The following is a 12,083-nucleotide window of genomic DNA, read 5'->3' as shown; positions in this document are numbered from 1 at the left end:
GCGGCATATTGAATCCATTGATTCCGCAACCTATTCTGCGTCCCAACCGTAGTGCGAACCATGCCATGACCCAGCCCACCCTCGTTCTCCCGCCGCACGCCGCCGCAAGCCGCGCCGAATTCGGCATCATCGGTCTGAGCCCACCTATCCAGTTGCTGCGCCAGCAGATCAGGCGCTACGCCCACAGCCAGCATACAGTGCTGATCGAGGGCGAGACCGGCAGCGGCAAGGAGTTGGTCGCTACCGCACTGCATCTCGCGCGGCACGATAGCGACTCGTTCTTCCCGGTGAATTGCGCCGCCATTCCCCCGCCCTTGCTCGAAGCCTCGCTGTTCGGCCATACCCGCAACGCATTCACCGGCGCACATCGCGATTGTCGCGGCTTGTTCGAACAGGCCGACAACGGCACCTTGTTTCTGGATGAGATCGCCGAGCTCCCATTCGAGCTGCAAGCCAAGCTGTTGCGTGTGCTGGAGAACGGCGAATTCCGCCGCATCGGCGAGACTGCCTTGCGCCATAGCCATGCCCGCATTCTGGCCGCCAGCAACCGTGACCTGCGGCATGAGGCCGCGTCCGGTCGTTTCCGCTCCGACCTGTTCCATCGCCTCAACATCCTGGTCATACGCGTACCCCCGTTACGCGAACTGGGGCAAGACAAGGTACTGCTACTCGACCACTTCCGGCACACACTGGCAGCCCAGAACGATCTGCCGACCTTCGAGCTGGATCCCGACGCCCTGCCCTATTGGGAAGCGTACCCGTTCCCTGGCAACACCCGCGAGCTGCGCGGCCTGGTCATACGCCTGCTCACCGCATATCCGGGAAAGGTCGTCAGCGTCGAACAGTTACAAGCCGAGCTCCCACATTTACGCGCACCTGCAGAGGTCGCGCCGAACGGCCCGCCTGAAGCGCATGCTCTGATGCAAAACCTTGATGAGGCCATGACCCGCCACGCTCGCCAATACATCGCCTCCGCCCTGGCCAGAACGCAAGGCAACATCAGCACCGCCGCCCGTTTGCTGGGCATCCCGCGCTCGACCTTGTGCAGCCGGATGACAGCGCTAGACATCCCCCGTCGATAGGCTATATCCCTCATGACCGTCCGTCCTCAGCCACGCCTGACAGTCTAGCCACAAGTAAATTTTGTCTAGATATTTCAGCATATTGAGACCCGTCACCAGGCAGGGTAACCTGCCCTCGAACTTCAGGAGGGCATATGAGCCACACCCATCCGCACATGATCTTTATCGGCCTGCTTTGTCTGGTCAGCTGCGGAACTGCGCCCATCACCCCCTCGGCCCGACACCTGCTCCGCGACTCCCCCGCAGCGAACACCGCAGTCACTGGTGACATACCGGCACTCGTCACCGATGCACTGCCGCTTCCCTCGCCACGCCCCAGCCGCAAGCCGGAAACCTACAGCGTGGTGGTCACTCAAGTCCCGGCGCAGGAAATCTTGTTCGCTCTGGCTCGCGACGCCAGGATCAATCTCGACATCCATCCCGGCATCATCGGCAGCGTCACCATGAATGCGCTCGACCAGACCTTGCCGCAGTTGCTGGACCGCATCGCACGGCAAGTGGACATGCGCTACGAGCTGCACGGCAACAGCCTGATCGTGCTGCCCGATTCGCCCTACCTGCACCACTACAAGATCGACTACGTGAACATGTCGCGCGATGCCGACACTGCCATCGCCAACGCCACCCAAGTCAGTTCCAGTGTCGCCCCGGCCACCACCGGCACTCCGACCCTGCCGAACAACAACTCCCTGATCTCCATCCGCAACTCCTCGCACAACCACTTCTGGGAGACACTGACGCAGAACATCAAGGATCTGCTGCACGAGACTGACAAGATCCTGCCGGAAGGCTCCAGCGAGACGGTGGTGGAACAGAAGAGCGCGATCAGCACCACGGGAACCGGTGCCGCTCCGCCTCCAGCCGCCAAGAAGGGAAGCGCAAAACCCACTGGCCTGGAAGCCAGCCCCAACCCCGCCTCATTGCAGGAAGGCGGTACTACCATCACTCGGCGCAGCACCTTCCGCGAAGCGGCCTCCGTCATCGCCAACCCCGAAACCGGCCTGCTCACGGTACGCGCCACCCGCAAACAGCATGAAAAAGTCCAGGAATTCGTGGACCGGGTGATGAATAGCGCACGGCGGCAGGTGTTGATCGAGGCCACCGTGGTCGAAGTCCGCCTGAGCGACCAGTACCGACAAGGCATCAACTGGTCGCTGCTACAGCAAGGCGGCGCGTTGCAACTGCGTCAGGCCGGAGGGGCTGGCCTGCCGACCGCCGGTAACGGCAGCCTGTTCATACTCGACTATCTGAACCCGACCTCGCGCCTGGGCAACCTGGGCGTACAGGTGTCGCTGCTGGAGTCGTTCGGCAACGTGAAAGTGCTGTCCAGCCCGAAGCTGAGCGTGCTCAACAATCAGACCGCGATGCTGCGCGTCGTGGACAACCTGGTCTATTTCACCGTCAAGGCCGACACCACGACCAACCAGACCAATTCCATCACCACCTACACCACCACGCCGAATACCCTGCCCATAGGCTTCACCATGAGCGTCACACCGCAGATCGATGAAAGTGACACGGTGCTGCTCAACCTCAAACCCTCGATCTCGCGCGTCATCGGCTACGTCAACGACCCCAATCCCGAACTGGCCAGAGTGGGCATCACCAGCAGGATTCCCCAGACCCAGACGCGGGAGATGGAATCGGTGCTCAAGATCGACAGCCGACAGATCGCCGTGCTGGGCGGCCTGATGCAGGACCAAACCAACAAGCTGACCGATGCCGTGCCCGGATTGTCTCGCCTGCCCGGGCTGGGCCGCTTCTTCACGCACACGAGCGATAGCAGTGAAAAGACCGAACTGGTGATCTTCCTGCGCCCGCAGGTCGTGCGGAATGCCAGTCTGAACGGCGACTACCTGGCCTTCGGCCATGAGCTGCCCGACACTGATTTTTTCAGCCCGGACCTCAGCCCCTCGACTCCGGTCAAGCCATGAACCTCCGCCACGCGCTCCTGATCCTGTCGATTGCGGCCATGCTGCCCACAGTAGCGTGGGCAGGTGACCGGATACGCATAGAGCACCGCACGGATAGTCCGAAGGTGAACTCCAGGCTGGCCGATGCCTGGCAATCCCTACATCGGGGAGAGCTGCTGCCCGCCTTGGAGCAATACCGCGCAGTGTTGCGACTGGAAGCCAGTAACCACGATGCGTTGCTGGGTGTCGCCGCTGTCGCCCTGCGCCAGGGCGACTCGCTTCTGGCGGCACGGTATTTCAATCACGTCCTGACGCTGGATCCGCGCGACCCCAGCGCCCTTGCCGGATTGGCGCTGCTCAGCCACGAAACCGAGCCCGAAAGCTCGCTCAAGCTATCACTGGAGCAACATCCGGACAGTGCCGCGCTGCATTTCGCACTGGGCCGCGTGTACGCTGAACAATCACGCTGGAGCGAAGCGCGCGATGCCTACGCGCTCGCCCAACGCTACGCCCCCGACGCAGCCGTGCTGCCCTTCGATCTGGCTGTCTGCCTCGACCATCTGGGCCAATCGCAAGCGGCGATGGCCAGCTACCGGCGTGCGCTGCAACTGGATGTGTCCGGACTCGCCCTGGACCACGCCGCCATCACGCGGCGGCTGGAACAACTCGCCCAATGAACAGCGCGATGCCCTCCCTACCCATAGGCAGCCAGTTGCTGGAACTGGGCCACATCAGCGACGAGCAGCTGTACCTCGCCCTGCAGGAGCAGAGCAGACACCATCGACCATTGGGGGATCTGCTGGTGCATCTGGGCTTCCTGGCGGAAGATACCTTGCGCAACGTACTCGCAGAGAGGTGGGGGCAGCAAAGCGTCGAGCTCGATCACATCGCCATCGACCAAGTGGCGCTAGACTTGGTCCCGCGCGAACTGGCCGCGCGCTACCAACTGCTGCCACTGGCAGCGGATCTCGGGAACAGGCAACTGCTGGTCGCGCTGAGCGATCCGAACGATGTCGTCGCACTCGACCAACTGCGCGCCCATCTGGATGATAAGTTCCGCATCAGCACCCGTCTCGCCAGCCCGTCCGACCTTCAGCGCGCCATCGCGCGGCATTATGGCGAACCACACTCCATCGAGGACCTGCTGCGCCGGATCGAGCCGGAGTCGCCCGCCACAGCGGCCCCGACGACAAGCAGCAACGATGACTCCCACCCTCTGGTCAAGCTGATCGATGCCATGTTGGTGGAGGCGGTACGACACGCTGCCTCCGACATCCACTTCGAGCCGGAAAGCGGCTTCCTGCGCGTGCGCTACCGGCTCGACGGCGTGTTGCGCCAGATGCACCACATCCACCGCAGCCTCTGGCCGACCATGCTGGTGCGGCTCAAGGTGATGAGCGGCATGAACATCGCCGAGACGCGCGCGCCGCAGGACGGCCACTTCTCGCGCACCACGTCCGGCCACACCATCGACTTCCGTGCGGCCACGCACCCCACCCTGCATGGCGAAAATCTGGTACTGCGCATCCTCGATCGGCAACGAGGCATCGTACCGCTGGACCAACTGGGGCTGGATGCCGAAGCGCTGGCCACCCTGCACCGGATCATCGCCCAGCCGGAAGGCATCGTGCTGGTCACCGGCCCCACTGGCAGCGGCAAAACCACCACGCTGTACTCCATTCTCAGCCACATCAACCAGGCCTCGCTCAACATCATGACGCTGGAAGACCCGGTGGAATATCCCATCGCGCAGATACGGCAGACCTCGCTGAACGAGACCGCCAAACTGGATTTCGCCAGCGGCATCCGCTCCATCATGCGGCAGGACCCGGACATCATCCTGGTCGGCGAGATCCGCGACCAGGCCACCGCCGAGATGGCCTTGCGCGCCGCGATGACCGGCCATCAGGTGTATGCCACCCTGCACTCGAACTCTGCCGTCGGGGCCATCCCGCGCCTGCTCGACCTGGGCATCCTGCCAGACCTCCTGAGCGGCAACCTCAGCGGCATCCTGGCCCAGCGGCTGGTGCGGGTACTGTGTCCACACTGCAAGCAGCCCTACTCACCGGGACTGGCAGAACGCCAATCACTCGATCTGCCTCCCGAGCACGATGCCGTCATCTTCCGTCCGACCGGCTGCGGACACTGCCAGCAGCAAGGCTACTCCGGGCGACGGGCGCTGATGGAACTGCTACGACTGGACGATGAACTGGACGAGCTTATCGCCCGACGCGCCAGTCCGCGCACCCTCAAACGGCTGGCACAGGAACGCGGCTTCCGCCCGTTGGCGCAGGCTGCCCGCCAGCAAGTAGCGGCGGGCATCACCTCGCTGGCAGAGGTGATGCGCGTGGTCGACCTCACGGCACGGACGGCATGATGACGCACTACGCCTACAAAGCGATGGACGTGCACGGCCAACTCAGCCGGGGTAGTCTGGAGGCCGCCAGCCTGGACGAGTTGAACACGCGCCTGCACCGCCTGGGACTACACCTCATTCGTGCGCACAGCCACCCGCTGGGCTTCCTGCACCCGAAAGTAGGACGCGGCGAACTCATCACATTTTTTCTCACTCTGGCACAACTGGCACGCGCTGGCGTTCCGCTGCTGGATGCCCTGAGCGGCATGCGCGACAGCCTGGACGGGCCGCTACGCTGGGTGGTGGCGGAGGTACTCGATGGCGTGACCCACGGCTTGCCCTTGTCGCAGGCCCTGCTACGACACACGACCATCTTCGATCCGGTCTGTGTCAGCCTGATCCGCGCAGGAGAAGAGAGCGGGCGCTTACCTGAAGTGTTCAGCCAGTTGGCCGACACGCTGAAATGGCAAGACGAACTGGCCGCCCACACCCGCAACCTGCTGCTCTACCCCGCCTTCGTCGCCATCATCGTGACAGCCATCACTGTGTTCCTGCTGATCTGGCTGGTACCGCAACTGGCGACCGTCATCCAGAGCTTCGGCCTGACCATGCCGCTACAGACCCGCATCTTGTTGCTGCTCTCAAGCGCGCTGCGCCAGTTCTGGTTCATACCGCCCGTCACCCTCGTGGTGCTGGGCGTGCTGATCAAGTCGCAGTGGTCGCGCCATGCCGGCTGGCGCTTGCGGGCAGACGCGATCAAGCTACGTCTGTGGCTGTTCGGCGATATCCTGCGCAAGGTCATTCTGGCCCGTTTCGCCCACACCTTCGCCCTGCTCTACGCCTCCGGCATCAGCGTGCTCGATTGCCTTGCCCTATGCCGTGACCTGACCGGCAACCAGGTCATCACCCACGGCCTGCGACGCATCACCGAGGCGGTCGAATCCGGCCAGACGCTGACGCAAAGTTTCCAGCACACCGGCCTGTTCCCGCCGCTGGTGTTGCAGATGCTCAAGGTGGGCGAGACCACCGGCAACCTGGATCAGGCGCTGCTCAACGTCAGCTACTTCTACGGACGGGAAGTGCAGGACTCCATCCGCCGCCTGCACACCCTGCTCGAACCGGCGCTGACCCTGTTCCTCGGCCTGATCCTGGGCTGGGTCATGCTCGCCACGCTGCTACCCATCTACGACATCATCAGCCGAGTGAACCTACGATGAAACGCAAAACGCTGCTACTGCTGACCGACCACCGACTCACTGCCTGGCAATGGACCGCGTCTGGCTGCGACACTCCACGCTCCTTCAGCAACGCCGAGCTCGCCGAGTTCGATGCCTACCTGAAAAAGCACCGCGACCCGATCTGGCTGCTGGTCGATCTGACCGGGGAGGAGTTCCATTACGAAGGCCTGCCCCACATCAACGACCTCGATCATCACGCCGCCGCCCTGCAACGCCTCGCCGCCCACTTTCCCGATACACCGCTGCGCATGGTGGTGAAGCAGTTCAAACAGACCAGGATCGGGCAGGATGACGAGATGCTGTATTCGGCGCTGACCCAGCCGACACATCTGACACCCTGGCTGGCCGCGATGCAGGCGCGCCACATCCCGCTGGCGGGCATCTACTCTGTCGCACACTTGAGCGGAGTCCTGCTGCAAGGCAGCGAGGTGGAGCACCAATTACTGGTCACGCTGGAGGCGGAGGCCGGTGTGCGCATCGCTTATTTCTACAAAAACCGCCTGCGATTCTCGCGCCTCGCCACCCCGGGCGACCTGGCTGATCGCACCATCGTCGAAGCCCGCCAGACCCGTCCCTATCTGACCCATTGCCGTCTGCTGCCGCGCGACCAGCCACTGACAGTCACGGTGCTGTGCCCGAGCGACACCTGGCATGCCCTGGCGAGCCGCATGCCGCCCGACCCAGAGCTGCCGCTACGACAACTCGACCTGGCCGAGACCGCACAGCGCCTCGGTGTCACAACAGAGTTGGCAGGCTCCGATGCCACCCCGCTGTTTCTGCACCTGCTCGCCACCCAGCCACCCACACGCCAGTACGCACCGGACGAACTGACCCTGCGCTTCCGCCAGCGCACCACCCACCGCACCCTGTACACGCTCGCCCTGATACTCACGAGCGCCGTAGCTGCCTGGGGGTTGATCAACCTGTGGCAAGCACGGCAACAACATGTCGAGGCCACATCCCTGCAACGCCAGACCCAGCAGTTGCTGGCGCACGGGACGCAGGTCCGCCCCGCTCCCGGCCAGCTTCCCGCAACCGCCAGCGACATCCGGGCGGTAGTGGATCGCCTGCGCTCGCTGGACCAGATACCGCCACAACATCTGCTGATCGGCCTGTCGCACATCCTGACCGCGCTTCCCGCCGTGCAACTGCTCAAGCTGGAGTGGCAAGGCACGCAACCGTCCCCGACCGTGCAGCTCCAGTTCATGACGACACCGGAGACAGCGGATCAACTGGGGCGATTCCGTCAGGCTCTGACCGCAAGTGGCTATCGCGTGATCGAGTTGCAGGATCGTGACGGCGATGATTCGCCCATGCCGCGACACACCTGGCAAGTGAGCGGCTGATGTCGCGCGACCGCTGGTTCACCGACCTGCGCGGCGGCTTGCTTCCCTTGTTACTGGCGATGCTAGCGGCCTCTGCCCTCGCCCTGTTCGGCCAGTATCGGGTGGAAAACGCGCGTCAGGAGCTGCAGACCGCTCAGCAGCGACTCACCGCTGCCCATCACGCCCTCGCCGCCGCCCGCGACGACCAACTCATCATGCCGATCTACGCCGCACTCTATCGGGGCTTGCAACAGCAACAAGTCATCCGCGACAGCGCCCCCGACTTCCGCACACTCATCGAAGCCCAGCGCCCGCTGGCCCTAGAGTTGCATTACACCCTGTCGCCCGCCCTTGCCGAACCCGGCGTCGGGCCGTTCGCGCTGATGCGGCATCCGCTACACCTGCAACTGGAACTGCTGCACGAGGCCCGCCTGCTGGAGCTGCTGGACGGATTGCGCGCAACGGGCTGGTTCATGCTCGACCGATGTACCCTGCAACCGGGCGAACAAGCCCTGCACGCCGACTGCACCGGCAGTTGGCTCACGCTGGAACGCCATGCGTCACCCTGAACCTCTGGCCCTGATCTGCCTGGCCTTGATGGCCGCCCACGCTCAGGCCGAGGCGCTGGGCCGCCTGTTCTACACGCCGGAGCAGCGTCGCCAGCTTGAACGCGGTGCAGCCGACGGCACCGCGCCGCACATGCTCAAGGGTATCGTGCAAACACACGGTGGCCGACGCACGATCTGGCTGGACGATCAGACGGAATCCCGGTCCGGCAGCGCACACCAGAGCAGTCAGCTAGTGATCGGGCCGGACAACACAGCGGTGCGCGTCAAAGTCGGGGAGGCGGTCCCATGAGGCAAAGCGGCATGGCCTTGATCTTGCTGCTGTGCTGCCTGGTGCTGGGCGGCCTGAGTCTGCTGCTCGCCACCGTGCGGTCGGCTGCACAGCCCAGCCAGCGCCAGCAACGCAGCGCGGTGATGCTGGCCGAGGTCAAACGCGTCTTGCTGGGTCGCGCCGCGACAGATGCCAGCTTGCCCGGCAGCCTGCCCTGTCCGGATGCCAACGGCGACGGCAGTGCCGATCTGCTTTCCGGCAACGACTGTCCGTTCTACATCGGTCATGTCCCGTACAAGACGCTGGGCATCCCGCAACCGCTGGACGGTGCGGGCGAAGCGCTGTGGTATGCGCTCTCGCGCAACTTCCGCGACGACAATTCGAACGACATCAACAGCGACACGCCAGGCGACCTGAACCTGAGCGGCGCGCAGAGCGGCGGATCGCTGGCGGCGCTGTTGTTTGCACCGGGCCTCGCACTGCCGGGCCAGCAACGTTCCGGGAACAACTCCGCACCCTGCGCGACCACCGGCAACAGCCAGCCGGAGAACCTGTGCGCCGCCAACTATCTGGAAGGCAGCAACGCCGCGCTCAACAGCAAGGCCGTGCGCAACCTGGGCTTTCAGGCGCTGACCCACGACGACCGTTTCAATGACCAGATTTTGGCGATCACTCATCAGGAGTTGCTGGCCTTCACGGCGCAGCGCATCGGGCGCGAGGTCAAGTCCTGTCTCGACAGTTACGCTGCCGCCTCGGCGGGCCGCTATCCATGGGCAGCCCCCGTGACCGACACGCTGAACCAGCGTGCCACAGTGAGCGTGTACTACGGTCGCATACCTCAACAACCGAGGCCGCTCACTGTCGAGATCAGTGATGGCAAGGTGAACGCCCTGCTCGATGCGCTGGCCGCACTGCAATCGGCGCTGGACAGATATGCCGCCAGCAACACCAGCGCCAACCGCAACACCCTGCAAACCGCCGGATCGGCTCTGGTCGGCAGCGCGTTGGCCATCAGCGCCAGCGCCTCGCCCGCCCTGCCGATCCCGGTCACCAACAGCGCGAACGATGCCGGCAACGCTGCGCAGACACTGGCGCAATCGCCCCCGGTCGGCACGGTCGCCAACGTCCGCAGTCTGCTGCAAGCCTGCTTCAGCAGACTGCTGGCGGCGGGTGTCCCGCTCGATGGCGGCATGGCCCTCGGCTGGCCGGCCAGCTGCGGCCATGTCGGCAGCAGCTACTGGAACCACTGGCGCAACGAGGTGTTTTATCAAGTGGCGGAAGGTGCGCAGCCGGGCGGGAGCGGCTGCATCGCGGGATCGACCTGCCTGCGGCTGAACGGTTCGGGCAGTTATCGCGCGATGGTGCTGGTGGCTGGCCCGGCGCTGGCCGGGCAGACACCGCGCCAAGTCGCCGCCTTCCCCCCGGCGAGCTGGCTGGAAGGGGCCAACCTGCACGCCGAACCGGCCATCGATTTCGAGAGCCATCGCGGCACCGACACGGCCAGCCTATCGGTCAATGACCTGGCGCTCTGCCTGGATGGCCGGAGCACCTGCCGATGAATCCGCAACGCGGCTTCAGCCTGGTCGAGCTGGCCGTGGTGCTGGCCATCGTCGCCCTGCTCAGCGGCGGGCTGTTGGCGACGCTGGCCGCACAACGCGAGCAACAGCATCTCAACCAGACACGGCAGACACTGGAAGATATCCGCAACGCACTGCTGGGCCACGCCGTGCTCTACGGCTATTTGCCCTGCCCCGGCACGGTGAGCGACCCGGCCAACAGCAGCTACGGCATCGCCCCGGCAAGCTGCAACGGCGCACCGGCCTCGGAAGGCCGGTTACCCTGGAAGACGTTGGGAGTTGCCGAGACGGATAGCTGGGGTGGCCAGTGGCGCTACCGGGTGGACCGGAACTTCGCGGGCGGTGCGATCACCCTCAGCACCAACTTTTCCGTGGATGCGCTCAGTGTGCGCGACAGTGCCGCCAACAACCTGACCACCACGACCGAGCGCCCGGTCGCCCTGGTCTATTCCGCCGGTCAGAACATGCAGGCGGACGGTCACAACGCCAGCTTCGAAGCCAGCAGCGCCATCTATCAGAGCGACGACATATCCCCCGGTTTCGACGACCAGCTCATCTGGCTGTCACGCCCGCAACTGTACGAACGGCTGCTGGCGGCGGGAAGACTGCCGTAGCGGACCAGGCCGGACTACGCCCCAACCATGGAACACGCCACCCGGTTGCGCCCGGCACGCTTCGCCTGGTACAAGCCCTCGTCCGCCACTTTCATCAGATCCTCGATCACCTGCATCGCGGGACTACGGGTCGCCACGCCCACACTCACGCTGCCCACCCAGAACGTCGAGCACGCCGGGACGCGCATCTCGGCCACCGAGGCACGCATGATCTCGGCGATGTGCAATGCACCGTCCAGCGACGTGTTCGGACAGATGATGAAGAACTCATCGCCACCCAGACGGCACACGATATCGTCCGAGCGCATCGCAAACCGCAACTGCCTGGCCAGCTCGCGCAGAACCGCATCCCCCGCATCATGGCCGCAGCTATCGTTGATGCCCTTGAAGCCGTCTGCGTCGATCATCATGCACGAAAGCGGCGTGCCGTCCCGTTCCGCCCGCTCCCACTCCTGAGCCAGACGCGTCATGGCATGGCGACGGTTGGGCAAGCCGGTCAGCGCATCGGTCATAGCCATCGCCTCCAGCCGCTGATTGGCGACATCGAGATTGTGCGTGCGCTCGGCGACCTTGCTTTCCAGCGTCTGATTGAGTTCGAGCAGATCACGATTCTGCTCGGACACCTGCTGGAACAAACCATCCAGTGCCGACAGCAGAGGTTCCGTCACCACCGTATTGATGTGCTCTTCTGCCTCGAAGGCCGCCGCCGACGTTTGCCCGGCGTGGACCGCCGCCACCTGTCTGGACATGGAACGGTCTATGCCCAAAATATGAAAGGCCAGCCAGTGCACCAGAAAATCCAGCATGGCTTTCGCCGCGCCACGATCCCGCTCCAGGATCACCTCGTGCATCTCGATGGCCTGACGCAGGAAATCAACGTGCAGCTGGATATGCTTGTCGACGAACCGACTGTCCAGCCCCTCGCGCAACATCATCGCCTCCTCCTCGCGGAAGTGGTATTGCGTGTACTCGACCAGCTCTTTGAAGACCGCCTCGACCTCGTGTGTCGAGACATCGCCGCGCCGGATCAGCGACTCATTGAGACGATTGATCAGATTGACCAGCACCTTGTGCTGCTGATCGACCTCTCCCAACCCCGTATCGAAATACTTGTTCCAACGAAATGTCTCCACACTTCCCC

11 protein-coding genes are annotated in these 12,083 nt (G+C 64.1%); 10 read left to right on the top strand and 1 reads right to left on the bottom strand.

The window, feature by feature from the left end:
* Window positions 1-65 precede the first annotated feature (65 nt).
* The 10 genes from DM08_RS01245 (at window position 66) to DM08_RS01200 (ending at window position 10,942) form a co-directional block, all read left to right on the top strand.
* Complete coding sequence (locus DM08_RS01245; RefSeq protein ID WP_051937713.1) at window positions 66-1,082, top strand: sigma 54-interacting transcriptional regulator; 1,017 nt, start codon at window positions 66-68, stop codon at window positions 1,080-1,082.
* Window positions 1,083-1,216: 134 nt separating this feature from the next.
* On the top strand, window positions 1,217-3,016 hold the full coding sequence (gene mshL / locus DM08_RS01240) for a pilus (MSHA type) biogenesis protein MshL (RefSeq protein WP_051937712.1): 1,800 nt from the start codon (window positions 1,217-1,219) through the stop codon (window positions 3,014-3,016).
* Window positions 3,013-3,672, top strand: a complete 660-nt coding sequence (locus DM08_RS01235; RefSeq protein ID WP_051937711.1) for a tetratricopeptide repeat protein — start codon at window positions 3,013-3,015, stop codon at window positions 3,670-3,672. Before mshL ends, DM08_RS01235 begins: the two co-directional genes overlap by 4 nt.
* An 8-nt stretch (window positions 3,673-3,680) precedes the next feature.
* Window positions 3,681-5,372 carry a GspE/PulE family protein gene (locus DM08_RS01230; RefSeq protein ID WP_237560184.1) on the top strand — a complete coding sequence of 564 codons (1,692 nt, stop codon included), beginning with the start codon at window positions 3,681-3,683 and terminating at the stop codon, window positions 5,370-5,372.
* A complete protein-coding gene (locus tag DM08_RS01225) occupies window positions 5,369-6,568 on the top strand; it encodes a type II secretion system F family protein (protein ID WP_237560183.1) in 1,200 nt (399 codons plus the stop codon). Before DM08_RS01230 ends, DM08_RS01225 begins: the two co-directional genes overlap by 4 nt.
* Window positions 6,565-7,935, top strand: a complete 1,371-nt coding sequence (locus DM08_RS01220; protein ID WP_035382781.1) for a hypothetical protein — start codon at window positions 6,565-6,567, stop codon at window positions 7,933-7,935. The genes DM08_RS01225 and DM08_RS01220 overlap by 4 nt, the downstream gene beginning before the upstream one ends.
* Window positions 7,935-8,483 (top strand): hypothetical protein, encoded by a 549-nt coding sequence (locus tag DM08_RS01215; protein WP_035382780.1) that lies wholly within the window; start codon window positions 7,935-7,937, stop codon window positions 8,481-8,483. Before DM08_RS01220 ends, DM08_RS01215 begins: the two co-directional genes overlap by 1 nt.
* Window positions 8,470-8,772 carry a hypothetical protein gene (locus DM08_RS01210; protein WP_035382779.1) on the top strand — a complete coding sequence of 101 codons (303 nt, stop codon included), beginning with the start codon at window positions 8,470-8,472 and terminating at the stop codon, window positions 8,770-8,772. The genes DM08_RS01215 and DM08_RS01210 overlap by 14 nt, the downstream gene beginning before the upstream one ends.
* Before the next feature lie 11 nt (window positions 8,773-8,783).
* Window positions 8,784-10,310 (top strand): hypothetical protein, encoded by a 1,527-nt coding sequence (locus DM08_RS01205; RefSeq protein ID WP_035382778.1) that lies wholly within the window; start codon window positions 8,784-8,786, stop codon window positions 10,308-10,310.
* Complete coding sequence (locus DM08_RS01200) at window positions 10,307-10,942, top strand: type II secretion system protein (RefSeq protein ID WP_051937710.1); 636 nt, start codon at window positions 10,307-10,309, stop codon at window positions 10,940-10,942. Before DM08_RS01205 ends, DM08_RS01200 begins: the two co-directional genes overlap by 4 nt.
* 14 nt (window positions 10,943-10,956) lie before the next feature.
* Here the strand turns inward: DM08_RS01200 and DM08_RS01195 are convergent, their stop codons facing one another.
* Window positions 10,957-12,075 (bottom strand): GGDEF domain-containing protein, encoded by a 1,119-nt coding sequence (locus DM08_RS01195; protein ID WP_035382777.1) that lies wholly within the window; start codon window positions 12,073-12,075, stop codon window positions 10,957-10,959.
* Window positions 12,076-12,083: the final 8 nt, after the last annotated feature.

The organism is Ferriphaselus sp. R-1, assembly GCF_000746095.1.
Classification (GTDB): domain Bacteria; phylum Pseudomonadota; class Gammaproteobacteria; order Burkholderiales; family Gallionellaceae; genus Ferriphaselus.
Note: the sequence above shows the minus strand (reverse complement) of the source record. Positions and strands in the feature narration are given on the sequence as shown.

Excerpts from the sequence above, each read along its gene's own strand:
- mshL (WP_051937712.1), top strand. The coding sequence starts at position 1,217 with ATGAGCCACACCCATCCGCACATGATCTTTATCGGCCTGCTTTGTCTG.
- DM08_RS01225 (WP_237560183.1), top strand. The coding sequence starts at position 5,369 with ATGATGACGCACTACGCCTACAAAGCGATGGACGTGCACGGCCAACTC.
- DM08_RS01220 (WP_035382781.1), top strand. The coding sequence starts at position 6,565 with ATGAAACGCAAAACGCTGCTACTGCTGACCGACCACCGACTCACTGCC.
- DM08_RS01235 (WP_051937711.1), top strand. The coding sequence starts at position 3,013 with ATGAACCTCCGCCACGCGCTCCTGATCCTGTCGATTGCGGCCATGCTG.
- DM08_RS01230 (WP_237560184.1), top strand. The coding sequence starts at position 3,681 with ATGCCCTCCCTACCCATAGGCAGCCAGTTGCTGGAACTGGGCCACATC.
- DM08_RS01200 (WP_051937710.1), top strand. The coding sequence starts at position 10,307 with ATGAATCCGCAACGCGGCTTCAGCCTGGTCGAGCTGGCCGTGGTGCTG.
- DM08_RS01215 (WP_035382780.1), top strand. The coding sequence starts at position 7,935 with ATGTCGCGCGACCGCTGGTTCACCGACCTGCGCGGCGGCTTGCTTCCC.
- DM08_RS01245 (WP_051937713.1), top strand. The coding sequence starts at position 66 with ATGACCCAGCCCACCCTCGTTCTCCCGCCGCACGCCGCCGCAAGCCGC.
- DM08_RS01210 (WP_035382779.1), top strand. The coding sequence starts at position 8,470 with ATGCGTCACCCTGAACCTCTGGCCCTGATCTGCCTGGCCTTGATGGCC.
- DM08_RS01205 (WP_035382778.1), top strand. The coding sequence starts at position 8,784 with ATGGCCTTGATCTTGCTGCTGTGCTGCCTGGTGCTGGGCGGCCTGAGT.